General features: G+C 51.8%; 23 protein-coding genes and 1 tRNA gene. 16 read left to right on the top strand and 8 right to left on the bottom strand.

The features are described 5' to 3' along the window. Positions 1-95 precede the first annotated feature (95 nt). Both ACOQPU_RS16980 and ACOQPU_RS16975 read left to right on the top strand, forming a co-directional pair. Positions 96-314, top strand: a complete 219-nt coding sequence (locus ACOQPU_RS16980) for a hypothetical protein (RefSeq protein WP_420641017.1) — start codon at positions 96-98, stop codon at positions 312-314. Beyond that, on the top strand, positions 304-741 hold the full coding sequence (locus ACOQPU_RS16975; RefSeq protein WP_420641016.1) for a PIN domain-containing protein: 438 nt from the start codon (positions 304-306) through the stop codon (positions 739-741). Before ACOQPU_RS16980 ends, ACOQPU_RS16975 begins: the two co-directional genes overlap by 11 nt. Here the strand turns inward: ACOQPU_RS16975 and ACOQPU_RS16970 are convergent. The 6 genes from ACOQPU_RS16970 to ACOQPU_RS16945 all read right to left on the bottom strand — a co-directional run bounded on the left by ACOQPU_RS16970 (position 724) and on the right by ACOQPU_RS16945 (position 5,230). After that, positions 724-2,406, bottom strand: a complete 1,683-nt coding sequence (locus tag ACOQPU_RS16970) for an elongator complex protein 3 (RefSeq protein ID WP_420641015.1) — start codon at positions 2,404-2,406, stop codon at positions 724-726. The two genes, ACOQPU_RS16975 and ACOQPU_RS16970, sit on opposite strands and share 18 nt — an antisense overlap. Beyond that, on the bottom strand, positions 2,403-2,624 hold the full coding sequence (locus tag ACOQPU_RS16965) for a type II toxin-antitoxin system HicA family toxin (protein ID WP_420641014.1): 222 nt from the start codon (positions 2,622-2,624) through the stop codon (positions 2,403-2,405). The genes ACOQPU_RS16970 and ACOQPU_RS16965 overlap by 4 nt, the downstream gene beginning before the upstream one ends. Positions 2,625-2,665: 41 nt before the next feature. Beyond that, entirely contained in the window at positions 2,666-2,872 is a 207-nt protein-coding gene (locus ACOQPU_RS16960; protein WP_420641013.1) for a type II toxin-antitoxin system HicB family antitoxin, read from the bottom strand. 108 nt (positions 2,873-2,980) lie between these two features. Continuing rightward, complete coding sequence (locus ACOQPU_RS16955) at positions 2,981-4,021, bottom strand: LLM class F420-dependent oxidoreductase (protein WP_420641012.1); 1,041 nt, start codon at positions 4,019-4,021, stop codon at positions 2,981-2,983. Between the two features lie 103 nt (positions 4,022-4,124). Continuing rightward, on the bottom strand, positions 4,125-4,490 hold the full coding sequence (locus ACOQPU_RS16950) for a DUF6713 family protein (protein WP_420641011.1): 366 nt from the start codon (positions 4,488-4,490) through the stop codon (positions 4,125-4,127). A 191-nt stretch (positions 4,491-4,681) separates the two neighbouring features. Further along, the gene (locus ACOQPU_RS16945) at positions 4,682-5,230 is read right to left on the bottom strand and encodes a TetR/AcrR family transcriptional regulator (protein ID WP_420641010.1); all 549 of its coding nucleotides are present in this window, start codon (positions 5,228-5,230) and stop codon (positions 4,682-4,684) included. 221 nt (positions 5,231-5,451) lie between these two features. Between ACOQPU_RS16945 and ACOQPU_RS16940 the strand changes: the two genes are divergently transcribed. The 4 genes from ACOQPU_RS16940 (at position 5,452) to ACOQPU_RS16925 (ending at position 10,052) form a co-directional block, all read left to right on the top strand. After that, positions 5,452-5,925, top strand: a complete 474-nt coding sequence (locus tag ACOQPU_RS16940; protein ID WP_420641009.1) for an SRPBCC family protein — start codon at positions 5,452-5,454, stop codon at positions 5,923-5,925. Positions 5,926-5,977: 52 nt separating this feature from the next. Further along, the gene (locus tag ACOQPU_RS16935) at positions 5,978-6,391 is read left to right on the top strand and encodes a DUF4345 family protein (RefSeq protein ID WP_420641008.1); all 414 of its coding nucleotides are present in this window, start codon (positions 5,978-5,980) and stop codon (positions 6,389-6,391) included. A gap of 197 nt (positions 6,392-6,588) precedes the next feature. Next, positions 6,589-7,050: a hypothetical protein gene (locus ACOQPU_RS16930; protein WP_420641007.1), complete on the top strand. Its 462-nt coding sequence runs from the start codon at positions 6,589-6,591 to the stop codon at positions 7,048-7,050. Between the two features lie 224 nt (positions 7,051-7,274). After that, entirely contained in the window at positions 7,275-10,052 is a 2,778-nt protein-coding gene (locus tag ACOQPU_RS16925; protein ID WP_420641006.1) for a PEP/pyruvate-binding domain-containing protein, read from the top strand. 62 nt (positions 10,053-10,114) lie between these two features. Here the strand turns inward: ACOQPU_RS16925 and ACOQPU_RS16920 are convergent. After that, positions 10,115-10,187 (bottom strand) — tRNA-Glu (locus ACOQPU_RS16920). A 58-nt stretch (positions 10,188-10,245) separates the two neighbouring features. On the opposite strand from ACOQPU_RS16920, the gene ACOQPU_RS16915 reads away from it, so the two are divergent. The 5 genes from ACOQPU_RS16915 to ACOQPU_RS16895 all read left to right on the top strand — a co-directional run bounded on the left by ACOQPU_RS16915 (position 10,246) and on the right by ACOQPU_RS16895 (position 15,222). After that, a complete protein-coding gene (locus ACOQPU_RS16915; RefSeq protein WP_420641005.1) occupies positions 10,246-11,130 on the top strand; it encodes a GNAT family N-acetyltransferase in 885 nt (294 codons plus the stop codon). A gap of 166 nt (positions 11,131-11,296) precedes the next feature. Continuing rightward, a complete protein-coding gene (locus ACOQPU_RS16910; protein WP_420641004.1) occupies positions 11,297-12,226 on the top strand; it encodes an AAA family ATPase in 930 nt (309 codons plus the stop codon). A gap of 96 nt (positions 12,227-12,322) precedes the next feature. Next, positions 12,323-13,699: a vWA domain-containing protein gene (locus ACOQPU_RS16905; protein ID WP_420641003.1), complete on the top strand. Its 1,377-nt coding sequence runs from the start codon at positions 12,323-12,325 to the stop codon at positions 13,697-13,699. A 111-nt stretch (positions 13,700-13,810) separates the two neighbouring features. Next, on the top strand, positions 13,811-14,677 hold the full coding sequence (locus ACOQPU_RS16900; protein ID WP_420641002.1) for an AraC family ligand binding domain-containing protein: 867 nt from the start codon (positions 13,811-13,813) through the stop codon (positions 14,675-14,677). Then, on the top strand, positions 14,674-15,222 hold the full coding sequence (locus ACOQPU_RS16895) for a LysE family translocator (RefSeq protein ID WP_420641001.1): 549 nt from the start codon (positions 14,674-14,676) through the stop codon (positions 15,220-15,222). Before ACOQPU_RS16900 ends, ACOQPU_RS16895 begins: the two co-directional genes overlap by 4 nt. Here ACOQPU_RS16895 and ACOQPU_RS16890 read toward each other — a convergent pair. Further along, complete coding sequence (locus tag ACOQPU_RS16890) at positions 15,118-16,212, bottom strand: hypothetical protein (RefSeq protein ID WP_420641000.1); 1,095 nt, start codon at positions 16,210-16,212, stop codon at positions 15,118-15,120. The two genes, ACOQPU_RS16895 and ACOQPU_RS16890, sit on opposite strands and share 105 nt — an antisense overlap. A gap of 310 nt (positions 16,213-16,522) precedes the next feature. On the opposite strand from ACOQPU_RS16890, the gene ACOQPU_RS16885 reads away from it, so the two are divergent. The 5 genes from ACOQPU_RS16885 to ACOQPU_RS16865 are packed head-to-tail and all read left to right on the top strand — an operon-like array spanning position 16,523 to position 20,938. Continuing rightward, positions 16,523-17,578 (top strand): 4Fe-4S dicluster domain-containing protein, encoded by a 1,056-nt coding sequence (locus tag ACOQPU_RS16885; RefSeq protein WP_420640999.1) that lies wholly within the window; start codon positions 16,523-16,525, stop codon positions 17,576-17,578. Next, a complete protein-coding gene (locus ACOQPU_RS16880; protein ID WP_420640998.1) occupies positions 17,575-18,429 on the top strand; it encodes an FAD/NAD(P)-binding protein in 855 nt (284 codons plus the stop codon). The genes ACOQPU_RS16885 and ACOQPU_RS16880 overlap by 4 nt, the downstream gene beginning before the upstream one ends. After that, entirely contained in the window at positions 18,426-19,196 is a 771-nt protein-coding gene (locus ACOQPU_RS16875) for an NADH:ubiquinone oxidoreductase (RefSeq protein WP_420640997.1), read from the top strand. The genes ACOQPU_RS16880 and ACOQPU_RS16875 overlap by 4 nt, the downstream gene beginning before the upstream one ends. Continuing rightward, positions 19,189-20,484, top strand: a complete 1,296-nt coding sequence (locus tag ACOQPU_RS16870; protein ID WP_420640996.1) for a Ni/Fe hydrogenase subunit alpha — start codon at positions 19,189-19,191, stop codon at positions 20,482-20,484. The genes ACOQPU_RS16875 and ACOQPU_RS16870 overlap by 8 nt, the downstream gene beginning before the upstream one ends. Then, positions 20,471-20,938, top strand: coding sequence for a hydrogenase maturation protease (locus ACOQPU_RS16865; protein ID WP_420640995.1), 468 nt, complete (start codon positions 20,471-20,473; stop codon positions 20,936-20,938). Before ACOQPU_RS16870 ends, ACOQPU_RS16865 begins: the two co-directional genes overlap by 14 nt. Positions 20,939-20,997 lie beyond the last annotated feature (59 nt).

Here is a 20,997-nt window from a genome sequence, read left to right as displayed (position 1 = left end):
TGGCTGTTGCCTGACAAGAACCGAAGCGGTTTGCTGAGTTTCAGGTGAGCAGGTTCACGTTGACATCACACGATTTTCGTGTACACTGTTTTCGTATGAAAAACATAACATTTTCTGCCGATGAAACCTTAATTCAGCAGGCACGGCTCCGTGCTGCCAGCGAAAATCGTTCGCTCAACGATCTGTTCCGCGAATGGCTATCACAGTACGTGGCGCAAGCGCACGCCGCCCAAAAATATAGCGAGTTAATGACCCAGCTCGATCACATTCAGGCAGCTGGCCCTTACACGCGGGATGAAATGAATGAACGTTGAGTCGTTGCGCGGAAAATTTTTCCTCGATACCAATATTTTGGTCTACTCTTTCGACCCGCACGCTCCTGAAAAGCAGCTAATTGCACAACAGCTCATTGAAACAGCATTGAGTAGTCAGATGGGCGTTATTAGTTCACAGGTCGTTCAAGAATTTTTGAATGTAGCTCAGCGTAAATTTGCTAAGCCGATGGGGGTAGCCGAGGCTCGAAGTTATCTGAATGGCGTTCTACTTCCTCTTTGTCAGCACTTTCCGTCTATAAATTGGTATGACAAAGCATTGTTGTTGCGAGAGGAAGCGGGCTACAGCTTTTACGATGCCTTAATTGTGGCTGCTGGCGTAGAAATGGGGTGTAAAACTTTGCTAAGTGAAGATTTACAAAACGGCCGTACCATCAAAAATATGACTATCCTAAACCCCTTCGCTTAAATCGGCCGTCATGTAGAGGCCGTCCATCTGGAAGTTGTGGTATTTGGCATAATATTCTCGGGTGCCAATGGCGCTGATGACCGCGATTTTGCCGTACCCTGCGTCCCGCGCCATCTCCTTCGCCTTGTGGATTAGCTCTGATCCCAACCCCATATGCTGCGCTTCACCACTGCTGTCCTCGCCCAAATTGAGCGCGGGGCCGTACACATGCACTTCCCGAATCATGGCGTGGTTTTCCAGCTCCGGCAGCGGGTGGGGAACATCTTTGTGCGGCAGCGAGAGACGCAAAAAACCCGCCAACTTATCATCATTTGTTTCAAAACTTAGAAAATGTTCAGTGGTGGCATCCGTTTCGTATGTTTCGATGCGTAATTGGACATCTTCGCGCTGCACCTTGTGGCGGCGCACCTCGCGGCAGCGGATGCAGTTGCATTGTAGCCCTCGTTCTGCCATCTGGTTCAGGGCAATCTGGCGCAGGTTGGCTTTTTTGTTGCCCGCTACCACGTTGGTCGTAGGGAAGTCGCGAATGACGCGGTTGAGCCGCACGTAGCGGGGTACCTGCACTTTGCAAGCGATGAGCAGTTCGGTGAGCGTTTCTTCGTCGTAGGGCTGGTATTCGCCGCGCTGCCAGTAGTCGTACAGTTCGGCATTTTCTACCAACATGCAGGGATACAGCTTCAGCTCATCGGGGCGAATCGCTTCATCGGACCAAATGCGGCTAAAATCTTCCACGTCGCTTTCTGACGTCGCGCCCAGCAGATTAGCCATCCAGTGGCCGTGAATCTTGAAGCCCGCCAGCCGCAGCAGGCGAAAGGCGTCGCGGGTGCTTTGCACATCATGGCCGCGATTGTTGAGCACCAGCACGCGCTCGTCCAAACTTTGGATGCCCACCTGCACTTTGGTCACGCCCAAATAACGCAGCCAGCGCAGCTCATCCACATCCACATGGTCTTGGCGGGTTTCTACCACCAGCCCCACGTTGCGCCGCGGGCCGACGGCATTTTTCTGCTGCGCCTCGACCAGCGTTTCGGAATCTTCTTCGTTCATGGCGTCCAGGCAACGTTTGACAAACCATTCCTGGTAGTCGCGGCGGTAGCTGGACCAGGTGCCTCCCAGGATGAGCAGCTCAATCTTTTCGGCAGGGTGGCCTATTTGCTCCAGGGCGCGAATGCGTGCGGCCGTTTGCGCGTAAGGGTCAAAGCCGTGTCGTTCAGCGCGTTGGGCACCCGGTTCATCATGGAGGTAGCTTTTGGGCATGCGCACATCAGTGGGGCAAAAGATGCATTTGCCGGGGCATGGGTAAGGCTTGGTGAGTACCGTCACCACGGTTACGCCAGCCTGGCTGCGGATGGGTTTCATTTGCAGGTGGGTGCGTACTTCGGGATCAAATTCGGCCCAACCAGCTTCGCATAGTTCTTCGTAGAGACGGATGACATTACTTTTAGAAAGCCAGGGGAGGCCTCGGCGGGCGTAGGTGCGCATGGTGTGCTGATACTTTTTGGAGGTGAGCGGCCGTTTCTTCAGCAACGCCGTCACCAATTCCAAAAACATCGGCTCCTGACCAGCTTCCAGCAAAACAGGGGCATTGCGCGACTGCCATTCAGCCACTTGCACCTGCACTTCGTCAGGGGGTATTAAAATGTTTGGCGTTCGTTTACTACTCATAAATAATCTACAAATTCATCAACTGACATATCCGCCTGCCGAATAATCGCTCGTAAAGTGCCGCGATCTAGCTGCTTATGATCCGGCACCACAAGCTGAGCAAATGGATCATCGCGTCGCAAGATAATATGACTGCCTCGCTGCCTCTTAAAGTAAAAGCCCGCTTTTTGCAGAGCATTGACACACTCTCGTCCAGAGATTCTTGGTAGTTTGCTCATTGGTTAAATTTAACACGGCCGTGTTTAGACGGTCTAAAATGCTAAACAGCAACTAACAGTGCATCTAAATGATCATCTGGCACGTCCAGGCCATCTTCCTCAAGCATTTCAATGTACAGTTGAATCGCCTCACGGATGTTATTAACAGCTTCTTCTCTTGTTGCACCCTGACTAATACAGCCAGGCAAACTTGGGCATTCTGCTACCCAAAAGCCATCTTCACCTCGAAAAATTATTGCCTGTCTCATAGCAATCTCCTGCTCAATACCTTCGTGTTTTGATTCAGTTTTGGTCAATTATCCACAACTTACCCACAGGTTGTTCACTCATGAGCAAGATTGCAATCTTGCTCAACGTCAGGCAAGTTCAGCCATCAATTCTACCATAATGCGCAAGCTATCTACGTCGAAGACGGTGAGGTTCATGGTGGTAACGGGGGAGTTCAGCCAGAGTGACAGCCGCTCCTTGATGCGCTCGCGGGGGCCAACCAGCGCCACATCGTCAATGAGTGCGCCAGGCACTTTCATCATGGCCATCCCTTTGTCGCCTGCCAAATACAAATCCTGAATTTCAGCTGCTTCCGATTCGTAACCGTACCGTCCCGCCAGATCAGTATAGAAGTTTTTGCCTTTGGCTCCCATGCCACCAATATACAGTGCCAGCATCGGGCGCAGCATGTTGTAGGCCACCTCCACATCGTCCTGAATCACAACGGAGACGGTGGGGGCGATGTCAAAATTGTTAATGCTCTTATCGCCGCCAGCTTTAGCAAAGCCTGCTTCGATCTGGGGCTTGTAGATTTCGTCGTATTTGCTGGGGGAGAAGAAGATGGGTAGCCAGCCATCGGCGATTTCGGCGGTGAGCTGCACGTTTTGGGGGCCGATGGCGGCCAGGTAAATGGGAATGTCTGGCTGGGCTTCCAGGGTGCTTTTGAGCGGCTTGCCCAGACCTGTGGCGTCATCGCCTCTGTAGGGAATTTGGTACAGTTTGCCGTTGTGGGTGACGGGGGCTTCGCGCTTAAAAATGTCGCGGACGATTTTGACGTATTCGCGGGTGCGGGTGAGCGGCCGTTTGTAACTGACGCCGTGCCAGCCTTCCACAACCTGCGGGCCAGAGAGACCTAGGCCCATGAGGAAACGGCCGTTCGAAAGTTGGTTCATCGTCATAGCCGTCATCGCCGCGTTGGCAGGCGTACGCCCCGGCATCTGCATGATGGCCGTACCCAGCTTGATATTTTGCGTTTGCGCCCCCAGCCAGGCCAACGGCGACACTGCATCAGAACCATACGCTTCGGCCGTCCAAATTGCATACACGCCTAAATCATCCGCCGCCTTCACAATCTCCAGCGGCAGCTCAATTCGTCGTCCAGCATACCCCAACATAATTCCTAAACGCATGACACCCTCCAGAATGGTTAATGGTCAATTTTTAATGGTTAATGTTTTCGCATTAGCCAATGGGCGAATTGTAAGTCAGGGATGAAAAAAGCCAAAACAGCGTTTAGATTGTGGGAAACAGCAAGATTAGATGGATTGCCCCGAATACAGCCGTTCCAACAATAAAAAAGTTGGAGACAAAACCCTGAAATTCGTAACGAGGGTCTGAACGGAACCAGAGGTGCAAGCCTAAGTGAATAATGGCGAAGCTGTCGGCCGCAATGAAAAACCAGGCGGTGGGGTTGGCTACAAACCACAGAAACAGGAAAAAGAGGGGGATGTGCAGTAAGGCAAACACAGCATAGCCTGTCTCATCGTCCAGACGGTTAATGAAAGCAAACAGCCGCCATTCATGGTGGCGGATAGCGTCCAGTTCATGACACAAGAACAGAGCCACCATGAGTAGAAAAAGGTTCTCAGGATTAAACATCAGCGATTCCTCCACAGGAAAACTTTGTCACAGTTTACAAACCGGTGTCTACCACCGCTATGAAAAATAGTGCCAATCTGTGCCAAAACGGCCGTTCCAACCAAATCGAGCGAAACAGATTTCAAAAGTCTCATTAGCATTTCGTTTAACACCAGAAAGAAGCAAGACTTTTGAAATCTATAAGCTCCACCTCATTTGCCAAGCAACATATCTAAGGTTGGCCGTGCCAGCTTTTGGTATGCCGCATCCATCGCTTCAGGGGAAGTCGGCATGTCGGCAACCACCCAATCTGTCAATAAAGCGATCAAACCACTGACTAAAAAATTTGCGCTTATTTGCTGTGGCAGGTTGTCTTTTCCCACTGTTAACGAAAGCGTATTGAGTCGCTTTTCCACTCGTTTTATTAAAGGGGGAACCAACATCTTCAAACCAATCTCAGGATTCGTCGCATTCATCTTGAACCAGCGATGTTTATCTTGAGCAATCCGGAAAACAGCCAAGCTAGGCACCAGTTTCTGGTAATCTTTATCTTCTGACTCGCTTTCATTCAGAATCGTTTGAATTTCCTGCTCAATTTGCATCAATAGCTGGTTAAAAAGAAATCTTCCCAAATCATTTTTGTCCTCAAAATGAGCATAAAACGTAGCGCGGCCTATATCTGCCCGCTTCACAATGTCGCTAACGGTGATTTCCTTGTAATCCTTCTCTAAAGCTAATTCTCGTAACGCATCAATGATCATTCGTTTGCTACGCATCGCGCGGCGGTCTACTTTGCCACTTTTTCTTTGCGTTTCCATACAAAATCCTCAATTTTGTTCAATACCAGACACAACTCGGTTGTTTGATATTGTGCTGGATTATCTACTGCATAAAATAACGGACATCAGTCTAGTAAGATACAATTGTTCAACAAAAGCAAAGAAAAAGCAAGTAGCTAAATTCAAAGACGTAGGAGAGAAAAATGGAATTACACATCGAAACTGAAATCAATGCACCAGCAACCAAAGTTTGGGAAATCTTAGCCCATCAGTATGGCAATATCGCTGATTGGACAGTAACGCTCAGCGAGTCGCGTATCGTAGATGCTAGCGATTACCCTGAATTTGAAGCTGCATCAACCGCACCGGTTCCTGCCCGTGAGACAACATCTTCATTTGCCAAGGCGGTAGAAATTATCACCGATTATTCTGAAGACAAGATGCAGCTAACCTTCGATGCAGTGGGGTTACCGTCGTTTATGTCCTCGGCTAAAAACACCCAGCGTGTCATTGCCAAAGGCTCTAATAAATCTGTGCTTTCATTCGACATTCGCGTCGGGCTGAAACACATTTTCAATCTGATCTCTCCCTTACTCCAAAGCCGCTTCAACAAAACCATGATCGGCGTGCAGCGCGAGTTGAAGCTCTACGCGGAGACGGGGAAACCCGTGGGATGATTGGTTAAAAAATTACCGAAAAAAATAATTTAAAAATAAGGAGATATTTATCGTGAGAAACGTAGCAAGAGCATTATCTGGGCTGATTGCCCTTCTATTTTTATTCTTTGGTGTGCGTTATATGTTTGCCCCAGCTTCTGTGATGGAAACTGCAGGGTTGGTGGCCGCAAGCGAACTCGGTTTTGCCACGGTTCGTGCGCTTATCGGCGGCGGATTCCTTACATTTGGTATTTTAATTGTGATGCACGTGGTGCTTCACCAAAATCATGGTGTTCTGCGTATGGCAATCCTCTTTTTGCTTTTATCGCTTATAGGCCGAATTGTCAGCCTATTTGCTGATGGGTCATCTGCTGAGGCCATTCGCAATCTCATTCCAGTATCAGGCATGCTTGTTGTAAGCATCGTTTCGCTGGTTCTCTTTCTGCGCAGCGAAGCCAGTGCTGCAAAATCAGCTTTATTGAGCTAGTTGAGCTGTATTTGAAGTCAGTCGCGATTTGATGCGACAAGATTTATTAGGAGAAATCTCATGTTGTTTGGAATGGTAGTTGGAGTTGTGATGGTTATCGGTGTGATAGTTGCTCACAGACAAATCAAAAAGTTACAAGCAACGTTAACGGCCGTAATCAGTGCTTTCGCGCATCGCTAATCAGAAGGAGTGATATAATGCAGACAGAAAAACTACCCCTTTGGTTAAATAGCTTGACGGCCGTATTGGTCATCTTCAACCTACTCATCTTTGGCGTGCTAACCTTGCTGTTTCCATCAATGACGTGGCCAGATGCGGGAGAAACGGCCGTTTTTCCCATCCAATTCTTTGCTATCCGGCACATCGCCTTTTCAATCCCCTTGCTGCATGGCTTGCTGAAGCAAGACAGGAAAATCCTGACAACGATGTTCACCATCTTCTTTGTCATAGCAGTCTTGGACGTGGGGCTTGTTGGGATCAACGGATATTACATTCCATTAATCGTTCGGCTAACTGGTGAATTATCAACCCTGGCAACATTTGGATTGGCAGCACTGCTTTTCATCGTGCCCATGGGGTTGACACTGCGCTATCTTCGCAATGGAGATGCGGCCGTTAGCAAAGCACAGTCTTCCAACCAGGTAATTGGCAATCACTAATCTGTTAGTAGGTAAGCAAACAGTTTAAGAGGTTCAGCAGGGGAAACGGCTGTTCTTCATGAAAACCCGTCTATTGGCGGGTTTTTATTTTTCTCTACAAGGCCATAGTATCGGTTGGCAACGGCCGTTTCCCCCGAATCTTGAACTCTGTATCAAAATCACCTATTATCCCTCCTCTACCAGATTATCTTTCATTATCAGATAATGCTGAAAGGTGAACTAACATGATGTTTATTGCCCCCTTCCATACGCTTGGACAAAAAGATATTCCCCTCGCTGGCGGCAAAGGTGCCAATTTGGGCGAAATGACAGCGGCAGGTTTCCCAGTCCCGCCAGGGTTTGTGCTGACCACAGCAGCATATGATGCTTTTGTAAAAGAACACGATTTGCAGCAGAAAATTGTGGACATTGCTCACACTATTTCCGTGAGCAATCCGCAATCTGGTAAAACGGCCGCAGCCAAGATTAAGCAGCTCTTCTTAGCAGCCGAGATTCCCGCCGTGATTGCCGAGGCGGTTCTGACTGCCTATGAAAATCTGAGCGGTCTAGCAACGGCCGTTGCCGTGCGTTCCTCTGCCACCGCAGAAGATTTACCAGACGCCAGCTTTGCGGGGCAGCAAGAAACGTTCCTCAACGTGCAGGGCAAAGACGCGCTGCTCAATGCCGTGAAAATGTGCTGGGCCAGTTTATGGACCGCTCGCGCCATTGCCTACCGACTGCGCCAAAAGATAGACCCCAACAGTGTCAGCCTCGCCGTTGTGGTGCAGCAACTCGTTCCCGCCGAGGCCTCTGGCATCCTGTTTACAGCCAATCCGGTGAACGGGCAGCGGAATCAGCTGCTTATCAACGCCACCTGGGGGCTGGGGGAAGCAATTGTGAGTGGGCAAGTAACGCCCGATACGCTGGTTGTCGATAAATCGAGTTGGGAGATTCTTTCTAGCGAAATCTCAACAAAAACAGTCATGACCATCCGCACCGAGGCAGGAACGGAAGAACAGCCAGTACCTATGGAAAAACAAACAGAACCCGTGCTTGATGGAGAAACGGCCGTTGCCCTAGCCAAACTCGCCACCAAAATTGAAGCTCATTACAACCTGCCCATGGATATCGAATGGGCCATTGCCAACGGGGAGATCGCCATCCTGCAAGCCCGCCCCATCACCTCATTGCCAGACCCCAAACCAGAACCGCTGCAAAATGTGGTCTGGGAACCAATTACCCCCAACACTATCTGGATGCGCCGCCAAATTGTGGAGCACATGCCCGAACCACTCTCGCCACTATTTGAGGATCTTTATCTGCGACAGGGGCTTACAAATTCATTAAACCACTTGCTAAAAGCGTTGCAATCTATCAGTGGAGTCAGTTTTGATTTTAACAAGATGATCCCCCACGGCTTTGCAGGCACCATTAATGGCTACGCTTACACAACCGGCAGCTTTACCATGGATTTTGCGGATTTTAAGGGGATTATGCGGATTTACGGCCGTTTTCCCCGCTTTATCAGCCTGAATGCATTTGATTGGGACGGCGAGGTCTTGCCCGACTATCTAGGGCTCATCTCCCAATGGGAAGCAAAAGACCTCACTAAAGAAACTGACCAGGTGCTGCTGCAAGGCATCGCCGACATGGCGACCGCCGACAGCGTTTATTGGTTCGGCTCCGCCAGGAATCTGGGATTTTCTCGGCTTCTAGACCCCGTTTTTGATAAATTGTTGAAATCTCCACTCATTCGGAACGCCCTACCAGAATCACGCCGTGCCAGTGCTGCATTTTTACGCGGTTTCGACTCCAAAGCACTCGATGCCCAGGCAGACATGGAAGCGATTGCCAACGTAATTCGCAACGCTGAAACCTTGCATCATTTAACGCTTGAAACTGACGCCAGCGACCTCATCTCTGCTTTAGCTGAACATCCAGAGGGACAACCTGTGCTCGCAAGCCTGCAACAATATTTGGATAAGTATGGCCACCAAATTTACAATCTAGACTTTGCTGAACCAACCCAAACGGAAGACCCACTGCCCATTTTATTAAGTCTCAAAGCACTGGTAAAAAATCCACCGGAGCAAGATGTGCGCACCCGCCAGGCCCAAATGGCCGATGAGCGCGATGCGCTGGTTGCCCAGACAGAACAGCAGCTAAATCCATTGTCGATATCAATTTTCCGCTGGGTCTGGAAGTGGACCAAAAAATATGCCCCCTACCGTGAAAATGTGATGTTTTATATGGGGGCCGCTTGGCCAACCCTGCGTAAACTCGCTCAAGAATTAGGTCAACGCCTAACCGAAGCTGGTGCCATTGCCACGCCAGATGACATTTACTACCTCGACAGTAATGAAATCAGTTCTGTCATCGAAGCCCATGCCAGTGGAGAACCAGTTATCTCTTTTGCCCAATTGGTACAAGAGCGACGCACCCTGCGCGAAGCCCGCAAGCTGCTCACGCCCCAACCGGCAGTCCCGCCCAGGGGCAGTCTCAAGATGGGGCCCCTCGATCTTTCGATGTTTGATCCCACGCCCCACAACTCTCCCGCCGAAGGCGCAATTTTGCGTGGCTATGCCGTCAGCACGGGGAAGGTAACGGCACCCGCGACAGTCATTCATTCCGCCGCCGATTTCGACAAGATGCAGCCCGGATCGATCTTGGTTTGTACGACCACCACCCCAGCCTGGACGCCGCTCTTTTCTCAGGCAGTTGGTCTGGTCACAGACGTAGGCGGCGCGCTGGCCCACGGCTCTATTGTGGCTCGTGAGTATGGCATTCCGGCCGTGATGGGCACGGGCATTGCCACAGAGCGCATCAAAACCGGCATGATGCTCAAGGTAGATGGGGACGCGGGAGAAGTGACGCTAGTTGATGAGTTTGATCCCGTTGAAGAACAAAAGCGGCTAGCGCAAAAACAAGCAGAGTTGCAAGCGTCTGCCAAGCGACGTAGAGTAATCCTGGCCGTCATTGCGGGGTTTATTGCTGGCCTTATTTGGTGGCGAAGACGAAAATAGGTTCTTTTGGTTAAGGGAGCTTATGAAACAAAAAACCAGCCAGATGGCTGGTTTTTTGGCTGTGCCCCCACGGAGATTCGAACTCCGGTCTTAGCCTTGAAAGGGCTACGTCCTGGTCCCCTAGACGATGGGGGCAACGGGCAAAATTCTATCATTCAGCGGCAGTTGGGTCAAGAAGTTTGTATAATTCGGTATGAGTGCCTCGCGCTGGTTGGTTCGTCCCCCAAATTTAGATGATGTCGCCCCGCTGCGAGCGATTGCCACGGCCGTTTCCCAACCAACTCAGCCCATCCAAGCACTCTATACCCAAGACGCCAACGGCCGTTTCTGGACCATCACCCAACAAAATCAACCCATCGGCTACGCCACCCTGCTGCCGCTGCCCGGTTTGCCCCACCTGTTTGAGCTAACGGGCGGCATCGCGCCACAGTTTCAGCGGCAGGGGGCTGGCAGCTTTTTGTGGCAGGCAGTGCAGGGGGATGTGATAGGTACGGCCGTACAACAAATCACGCACACCGTAAACAATCTGGATACACTTGCTGCTCACTTTTTACGCCATCATCAATTCGAGCTAGCGCATGAAGAGTGGACAATGCAGCTAGACAATCTACCCTCCCGGACATTACCCCCACTGACTCCACTCGGAACATTGAAACAGCTAGGTCGGGGAACGGCCGTTCACACCCTGCCAAAGCTCTACGACCGCTGCTTCGCCCACACACCCTGGTATCAACCATACACCCCTAACGAAATCACCACCTCCTGGGAACCGCCCGATGAATTGTGGGTTTTGCAGGCAGACAACCAAGCCATCGGCTTTGCCTGGCTACACTTTCCAGGACCAAAGACGGCCGTCATTGAGCCAATTGGCATTGTGCGCGAGAAGCAGGGGATGGGCTACGGCCGTTTCCTCCTCATCACCATCCTGCAAACGCTGCAACAGCGGGGCATCCAAACCGTGTCTCTAGGCGTCTGGGCGAACAATGAGACGGCCGTTCACCTTTACCAAAGCGTTGGCTTTCAACGGAGTGGCAGCAGCTATAGCCTGACCTACACCTTCCCATCAGCAGCAATATGAGTATTCCCTAGAACCGTCTTTACGATTAACCGAAACCATCTTACAATGAATCACGCACAAGTTTTCAGCAATCGGTAATTAGTACATTCAAACCGATTGCGGCTTACGGATAAGCGATTATCGGTCGTAACGGCCGTTACCTGTAAATTAAAAATGGAGAAAACGCATGTTCAAAGATATTGCCAACGTACGCCAACGATTAGGTCAACAGCAGTACATCGCCTCTGAAGAAATTGGCACCGTCGTTTACCTGGCTCATTCACTGTGCAAGCCTATTTTGGCCGAAGGGCCCGCTGGTGTAGGCAAAACAGAGCTGGCCAAAGCGTGGGCAATGGCCACTGGCATGCCCCTCATCCGCCTACAATGCTACGAAGGCTTGGACGAGAGCAAAGCCCTGTATGAGTGGGAATATGCCAAGCAGATGCTGTACACGCAGCTCTTGCGCGACACGCTTCGCAACGTTCTGGGAGATGTCACCACGTTGGCAGAAGCCGCCGGGCGGCTGGCGCAAGAAGAAGATGTCTTTTTCTCCGAAAACTTTCTGCTCCCCCGTCCCCTGCTCACCGCCCTGACCTCGGATGAACCCGTCGTCCTGCTCATCGACGAAATTGACCGCGCCGACGTGGAATTTGAAGCGTTCCTGCTGGAAGTGCTCAGCGATTTTCAGGTGAGCGTGCCAGAATTAGGCACCATCCAAGCCAGGCACCAGCCGATGGTGCTGCTTACCAGCAACAACACCCGCGAACTCAGCGAAGCACTCAAACGCCGCTGCCTTTACCTACACGTAGATTACCCCACCCAAAATGCCGAGCTAGAAATCGTGCGCCTCAAGGTGCCAGACCTCAAGCCAGAGCTGGCCGAGCAAGCCGTTGCTGTGGTTAACCAGTTGCGCAACATGGATTTGCGCAAAATGCCCAGCATCAGCGAGACGCTGGATTGGGCACGCGCCCTCGTTACGCTCAACGCAGATTCAATCGACGAAAAGACGCTCACCAACACGCTCACGGTGCTGCTGAAATACGAAGCTGACGTACAAAAAGCACGCCGCATGATGGGGGGCGATGATGGGGGACGATACGGCCGTTATAATCGGTAATCAGAGACTTTTGAAGTTTTGGGTCAATAAGAAAATTGCTTCCAAGCATAGAAACTTCAAAAGTCTGAACGAGTCACCGAAGCTCGGAGAATGACGATGGATAACCGAATTGTAGAATTCATACGTGGCTTGCGAGCCGCAGGCGTGCGCGTTTCATTGGCGGAATCTGTAGACGCGCTGCACGCTGTTGAAGAGTTAGGCATCACCAATAAAGCGGTATTCCGCTCCTCGCTGCGAACCACGCTCATCAAAGAGTCAGACGATTTTGCCGCCTTCGAGGAGCTATTTCCGCTCTACTTTGGCAGCGGCGGCCCTCCGTTGCAAAATGCCCTGGATGATCTAAGCTCAGACGAACAACAGATGCTGGAAATGGCCCTCAGTGCCTTAAGCGGCCGTATGCAGCAGCTGCTAGATTGGCTCTCCAGCGGCGATGGCCCTACCAAAGAAGAGCTGGAAGAGATGGCGCGCCGCGCCGGGGTCGAGTGGGCCAACAATCCCCAAGAAGCCCGCTGGGTCACGCGCCGCATGTTGCAGCAGATGGGCTTTGCCCACCTGGAAGAGCAGATGCAGCAGCTTTACGAGAGATTACAAGAGATGGGTATGAGCCAGGAAGCCATCGAAAAGCTGATGGGCGTGGTGGAAGCCAACCGTGAAGCACTCGCCGAGCAAGTTGCCCAGCAAGTGGGGCAGCAAATTGCCGAGCAGCGTGCCAACCGCGCCGACGATCTGCACGGCTCTGACCTGATGAACAAGCCGCTGCAATCCCTGACAGAGGAGGATGCCAACCAGCTGCGCAAAGAGGTGCAGCGGCTGGTAACACAAATGCGCAGCCGGGCCGCCCTGCGGCGCAAGCGAGGCAACAAAGGTAAATTCGACTCCAAAAGCACCATCCGGGCCAACCAGAAAAACGGCGGCGTGCCAATTGAGCTAAAGTTTAAGAAAAAGAAGCTCAAACCCAGCCTGGTGCTCATCTGCGACGTTTCCACCTCGATGCGGGCGGTGGCCGAATTTATGCTGCGGCTCACTTATGAACTGCAAGACCAGGTGGCGAAGGCGCGCAGCTTCGCCTTCAACTCCGACATGCTGGAGATTAGCGTCACGCTCTCCGGCAGCCGTGCCGCCGATGCGGTCACAAAGGTGCTTTACGACATCCCCCCCGGCTACTACGCCACCGATTTGGGCAATAGCTTAAATACGTTTAGCAAAAAGTTTATGGATGCGGTGGACGGCCGTACCACCGTCGTCATTTTGGGGGATGGACGCAACAATTACAACTCCCCCCGCATTGATCTGATGAAAGATTTGCAGCGTCGCGCCAAAAAGCTGGTCTGGCTCAACCCGGAACACCAGCGGCAGTGGGGCACGGGCGACAGTGACATGCTGGAATATTACCCCGTGTGTGATTCAGTGAGTGTGGTGCGAAATTTGGCGCAGTTGGCAACGGCCGTAGACCGTCTACTTGCCGATGCATAATGAAACCCTGCCTTCACGGAAAATGCGCCAGTCTTTCTCTGCTTCCCTATCCTAAAACAAAGCAATTTCGTGCAAGACACAAACCGCTGCCCATGATATAACGTTCAGGCTATGGCAGCGGAACAAACAGCAACAGAGTTAAAGAAGGAAAAACGCAAATTTTGGCATCATTCTCAGCTAGATGGGCGACTGTTACAAGCGTATCATCGAGAATATGCTTACCCTCGGCACGGACACGACCATTACGTTATCTGCCTCATTGAGCAGGGCGTGCAGTCGTTTACCCACAAAGGCACCAAATACATAACACCACCCAGCGGCTTGATTTTGATCAATCCGGGGGTAATCCACACAGGCGAGTCGGCATCTGAACAAGGCTTTCAGATGCGTTGTCTTTATCCGACGATGGCACACATGCAAACGGCCGTTCGCCAGCTCACGAGTCGCCACAAAACGAGCCCCTTCTTTCGCGCCGTGCGTATAGACGACCCGGCTGCAATGTTCAGCGTGCGGACGCTTCACCGCGCCCTCAGCCACAACGGCGACCCATTGGAAGTTGAATCTCGCTTTTTGTCTACATTGACCAAACTTATAAACCGGTATGGTGAATTGGGCTCAGTGGAACGGCCGTTAGGCAAAGAACATACGGCCGTGCAGCAAGCCAAAACCTATCTGGAAGAATCTTTTGACCAACCAATAAGCCTGAGTGACCTGGCAGAGCATGTCGCGCTGAGCCCGTACTACCTGCTGCGCGTCTTCCATGCGGAGGTAGGCCTGCCCCCGCACGCCTACCTGCAAGATGTGCGCGTTCGGCGAGCCCAACAGCTTATCGAACTGGGTCGCTCCCTGGCCGACATCGCCCTGGCGGTTGGCTTCAGTAGCCAAAGTCACCTCACCCGCCGCTTCAAGCAGGTGGTGGGGCTAACACCTGGCCATTACGCCAGACAAATTCAGAAAAACCGCAAGAGCCTCCCATGACATTCCAGCTAGCCATCGCCTGGTTTCTCACCTTTTTTCCTATCACCATTAGCCCTGGCCCGGCCAACTTGTTACTCTCCTCAACGGCCGCTCAGGTGGGATCGCGCCGTACCCTGCCGCTGATGTGGGACATCGTCGCAGTCTTTGCCCTGCAAATTGCTGTCATCGGCCTGGGGATTGGGCAGATTGTGTTTCGTTTTCCGCAGCTATTCGCTATTTTTCAAATTTTGGGAGCACTGTACCTATTTTATCTGGCATACCAATTTTTCCGCTCATCTGGGCTCAAGCAAGCCAACAAAGAGGTGAAGCTTGGTTTCCGCGAAGGGGCTTTGCTGCAATTTTTCAACGCCAAGGCACTAACGGTGCCGCTCATCATGTACACACAGTTTTTGGATCCCGCCACGTCTACTCCAGCCCAAATCATCGTCTTGACAGTTGCTCTAGCTGGGCTGATCATCCGGTACGCCGCTGTAAGTGGCGCTGCGAATTGTATCGTCGTAGTAACCCTGGTATTCAGCGCAGGTCTGATTTTCGCCATTGACTAGCCTGTCTAGCAAGCCCCCTGCCTGCTCAATGGCCGAGCGAACACCATTCATGCTGTCGTGCAGGGCGGTGGGGCTAAAAGCCACGGGATTCGGCCGTACAGGCCCAGTTGCTGGCGGTGGGGTTGCTGTCGCTGCAGTTGGAGCCAAACCGAGCGAAATATCATCCCACATTGTACTGGTATGAATGGCGTTATTGTCGTTGTTAAAGAGGGCAACTTGCAAAATGACTGTCACCCGATCATTGGTGGCAACAGCATCTATAGAAATAAACTGCCACACGTCTAACGGCTGTACCCATCCAGAGCAAATTGTTGTTGGTAATTCAAGTGCATCATCGCCAAATGTATTCAGGCAAATTCGACCCCGAATATCTGCTGGATTCACTGAAACAGTCCGGTCTTCTCCCGTGCTAGACCAAACCTTAAACCAACCACCAGCCCGGTATGTTGTACCTGCTTCAATATTCGTTGTGACTTGCTGCCACACTTTCCCCCCTCCTTGCAAAGACCGTTGTCCAGAATGAACAAAATTAGGCTGGCTATCAGCCGTATGATAAGAAAAGTTAGTCCATCCTGCCCCATCAATTTCAAAACCCGGGTTTGCTAGCAAGTTGGGGCCGGCGGGTGCAGGTGCTGGCGGAGGGGCAGAAACGGGGGCTAACGGGGCCGCTGTCGCCGTAGCGGGAATATCCGTAGGCGTTCTCGTGGGCGTGTTTGTCGCTGTTGGTTCAGCGGTGGGTGTTTCTGTTGGGGTGGCTGTGTTGGTTGCTGTAGGCTCTGGTGTAGGTGTGTTAGTTTCTGTGGCGGTGGGAACGGCCGTATGCGTCGCCGTTTCCGTGGGGGTAGCGGTATTGGTTGGTGGAACGGCCGTTTCCGTCACCGTCATCTCAGGCAGTTCAGTAGCCTCTGCAATTTCGGCCAAGGGTGCCTGTTGGCAACCCAACAGCAAAAAGAACCAGCAAACAGCGGCAAAGCATCTAAATTGTTTCATTGATTGGTCCTCCCACAAACGATTGACAAGTTGCCAAATTTTCGCCGAAGCCCCTTCCAAAAACACCTTACAAAAATTACCTCTTTCATACGAAGAAATGCACCATCCACCAAGCTGTTTGCTTGTAAATCGGCTTCATTCCCTCTAACACACCCTTGTGAATATTTTCACGGATAGTGAGCTTTGTCACACTTCGAACTGATATTTGTCACTGATTTGGCGGATATTCCTGCTGCATAATTTGATTGCATCTGCATTTACTTTATTCCAACGTACGCTCGTGAACAATTCAAAAGAGAGGCAAGAACCTATGAGTTTAAAAATTATGCCCAAAAATGTGCTGCCCGATTGGGTAGCCACGCTGAATGATCGGTTCCGACTTGTTGGCCCCAAAAAAGCGGCCGAGAAATATCTGTTTGCAGAGATCAACTCGGCCGAAGACCTTTACCTGGACTCCCCTCCATCCGTACTTCCACCTAAGAAATATGTGATGCCCCCCAGAGAAAACTTACTACACTATCGCCTTGATGGCAGCCGCTCAGAGGCCACGATTGACGCCATACCAACCGTCATCTTTGGCCTGCATACCTGCGACATTCATGCTTTATTGCTGCTAGATTATATGTTTGCCAAGGGGTTTACCGATCAACATTACCAGGCACACCGCGAAAACACCTATTTGGTAAGTATAGAGTGCTTAAAACCATGCACCAAGCACGCTTTTTGCCGGGATATGGGGACGGCCAGTGCGGATGATGGGTATGATTTGCATTTCCTGGATTTAGATGATGTTTACATCATAGATGTTAATAGTCGCAAGGGAGAAACGCTGCTCCAGGATTGCCGCAACATCTTCGATGCCCTGCCACCGGATATTGAACGACTCAATCAAGCTCTGAGGCAAAAGTGGCAAAAATTTCAATACCGCCTGGATTTTGACATTGTGGAAATGTCTGATTTGCTGGGCCACACGTATGAAAGTGACTTGTGGCCAGAGCTGGGTGCCCGCTGTTTGGCTTGCGGCATGTGTACCAATGTCTGCCCCACTTGCTACTGCTTTGATGTTTCTGACGAGGCTGATTTGCAATTGCAAAATGGTAACCGCTCACGCCGCTGGGATTCCTGCCAAGTGAATTCCTTTTCTGAGGTAGCTGGTGGCCACGATTTCCGCGCCAGCCAGGCCACACGACTTCGCCATCGGTTTATGCGCAAAGGGAAGTACCAGCTAGATGCCTGCGGCATGGTTGGCTGTGTGGGCTGCGGTCGCTGCGCCACATCTTGCCTGGTTCACATTACGCCCATCGAGGTGTTCAACAGTTTGTACCAACGCAATCAGGCCAGCACCAGGGAGGGAACGCGCTCATGATGCCTCTGCTTGAAGAATTGAAGAACTCTGATTCCATCTATATGCCTATCCCAGCACGGATTTCTGCCAAGCGGCCGCTAACAGAGATGGAAACGCTTTTTACCATTGATTTGCCCCATGAATATCGACTTCGCCATAAACCGGGCCAATTTGTGCAGCTTTCAATCCTGGGCGTGGGCGAAGCCCCTATTAGCATTTCGTCGTCCCCTAGCCGCAGCAGCAGTGCCTTTGAGCTATGTGTACGCCGAGCCGGTGAACTGACATCCATGCTGCACCGCATGAAGCCTGGTGATTTGGTTGGCATTCGCGGCCCGTTTGGGCGGGGGTTCCCGGTAGACCACTTTCAGGGGAAGGATATTTTATTTGTGGCTGGCGGTTTGGGCATGGCACCGCTGCGGTCGTTGATTAACCAGGTTTTGGATTTACGAGGAAATTACGGCCGTGTCATTATCCTCTACGGCGCGCGCAATCCCAAAGATTTGCTGTTTCAATCTGAGCTGATTGAATGGGCGGCCCGCACTGACGTGGAGTTGCACCTAACGGTAGACAATCCAGATAGCAATTGGGAGAACAGCGTTGGCGTCATCACCAACCTGTTCAAAGAAGTGAAGATTTTTCGCCGAAATACGGCCGCTGTCGTGGTTGGCCCGCCCATCATGTACAAATTTGTCATTCGGGAACTCCTCAACATTGAGATTCCCAAAGGCAATATTTGGTTAAGTTTTGAAAGACGGATGAAATGCGGCGTAGGCAAATGTGGCCACTGTCAGCTTAATCATCTTTATACCTGCCAAGCAGGCCCTACCTACTCTTACGCACAAATTGAAGGATTACCGGAGGCATTGGGATGAAAAATAGCAAAAAGCCAACGATTGCCTTTTTTGATTTTACCTGCTGCGAGGGTTGCCAACTGACCGTTGTTGATACGTTGCAGACAAACCCTGAATTGCTGGACGTGGTGAAAATTGTTGAATTCCGGGAAGCGATGAGCGAAAAGAGTGACCGATACGACGTAGCGTTCATTGAAGGCTCCTGCACCCGCGCTGGTGATGAAGATCGTCTGCACGACATTCGCAAGCGGGCTGGGATAGTAATTGCTTTGGGAGCTTGCGCGCATTTGGGTGGGGTCAATGCCATTCGCAATCGTCAGAAGCTGGGCGAGGTGCGGGAATATGTGTATGGTGACCACAAGGATTGGTTCGACACGTATGAGCCACGCGCCATCCAAAAAGTCATTGCGGTAGATGGGGTGATTCCTGGTTGCCCCATCGATAGCCAGGAATTTTTGCGCGTTGTGAAAGGGCTGCTGCAAGGCCGTCTGCCAAAGCCGCCAGACTATCCGGTTTGCATGGAGTGCAAGTTGAATGAAACAATTTGCCTTTACCAGCGAGAGCAGGTTTGTTTGGGGCCGGTTATTCGGGCGGGCTGCCGGGCAGTGTGCCCAACCTACGGGGCTAGCTGCATTGGCTGTCGCGGGTTGATTCCAGGTGCGAATATTCCCGCTATGCGTGAGGTTTTGTTGGAACATGGCGTAGACGAAGCCGAGATTGATTCTCGCTTGACGCTGTTTTTGACGAATGAACTGTATGAGCTTGCTCAGGAGAAGGCGCATGTCTAAACGAATCAATATTGATGTACACCATATCACCCGGGTTGAGGGACACGGCAATATTGTGGTGGATGTGGTCAATGGTGAGCTAAAGCAGTGTGAATTGCAGGTGACGGAAACACCCCGATTTTTTGAGGCGATGCTGCGGGAACGGCCGTATGCCGAAGCCTCTCTACTCACCTCCCGTATTTGCGGCATTTGTGCCGTCGGGCACGCTACCACCTCGCTGCGGGCGACCGAAAAGGCGTTAGGGATTGATCTGTCTGAGCAAACCCAATTGTTGCGGCGGCTCAACTTTATGGGGGAGATGTTAGACAGCCATATTCTGCACGCCTACATGCTGGTCGCCCCCGACCTGCTGAATGTGGGCAGCGTGTTCCCGCTGGCCAAAACCGCGCCAGAGGTAGTGCTGCGCGCGCTGCGAATGAAGAAGCTGGCCGGGGATATTTGCCAAGCAATTGGCGGGCGGCATACCCACCCCATTGCCATGACGGTGGGTGGCTTTACGCACTTCCCCAAAACGGCCGACCTGTACCAGCTACGTGAAGCGATTGCCGCCATACAGCCAGACGTGGTGGCAACCGTGGAGCTGTACCAGTCGTTAGAGCTGCCCCAATTCGAGCGCGAAACCGAATATATGGCTTTGCGCCGCGACGATATGTATGGCTTCATCGACGGCGATATTGTTAGCTCCGATGGGGGCCGCTGGCCTGTGGAAGCGTATTTATCTGTTACCAACGAAGTTGTGCGACCGCACTCATCGGCCAAGCATTGCTCCAACCAGCGAGACAGCTACATGGTGGGCGCGTTATCACGCTTTAACCTGAATGCGGACTTACTGCACCCGCAGGCAAAGGCCGCCGCAGAGGCATTGGGATTGAAGCCACGCTGCACCAATCCGTTCATGAATACGGTGGCTCAGGTGGTGGAAGTTGCCCACTGCCTGGCAGAGGCCGAGGAGCTGCTGGATAAACTCTTACAAACGGAGATAGCCTGGGAGGAGCCCGCCCCGCCAACCCGCTTATCGGGTGAGGGCGTGGGGGCCTGCGAGGTGCCGCGCGGTACGCTGTTCCATCATTACGTCATTGATAATGGCAAAATCACGGCGGCCAACTGCATCATTCCCACCAACCAGAATGTGGCCAATATTGAAGGCGATATGCGAGCAATGGTGCCAACGCTACTCGATTTGCCCCAGCCAGACATCGCCCACCGTCTGGAAATGTTGGTGCGGGCTTATGACCCGTGCATTTCTTGCTCTACACATCTGCTGGATGTGACGTTTGAGGGTAGCTGACACCCTGATTTTGGGATTAGGTAACCCGCTGCGCGGCGATGACGGCGTGGGTACGGCCGTTATCGCTGCCCTGCAAAATAATCATTTATTACCACCAGGTGTCGATCTGCTGGATGGGGGGACGGCTGGGCTAGAGCTTGTGCTGCTGCTGCAAAAGTATCGCCGGGTGTTTGTGGTGGATGCGGCAGAGATGGGTTTGGCGGCCGGAGCGAGGCGGCAGATCGATGTGCGTACGGCCGTCTTACCTACCCCTTCTGCCAATCCCCCAATCAGCCTACACCGTGCAGGGTTCTCTGAGGCGCTGGCTTTGGCTGAAGCGTTGGATGTGTTGCCTGCTGAAATCATACTCTTTGGGATTCAGCCAGCGCAATTAAATTGGTCTGAAGGGTTGAGCGTTGCTGTGCAAACGGCCGTTGCCCCCGTGTGCCAGGCCCTTTTGTCCGCTTTGGATTGATCTACAATCCATTTGCACGTTTCCACCAAGGCACTTTTTGGTAAGTGTCAAGCTAATTT

The sequence above is a fragment of the Candidatus Leptofilum sp. genome (assembly GCF_965223285.1).
GTDB lineage: Bacteria > Chloroflexota > Anaerolineae > Promineifilales > Promineifilaceae > Leptofilum.
Note: the sequence above shows the minus strand (reverse complement) of the source record. Positions and strands in the feature narration are given on the sequence as shown.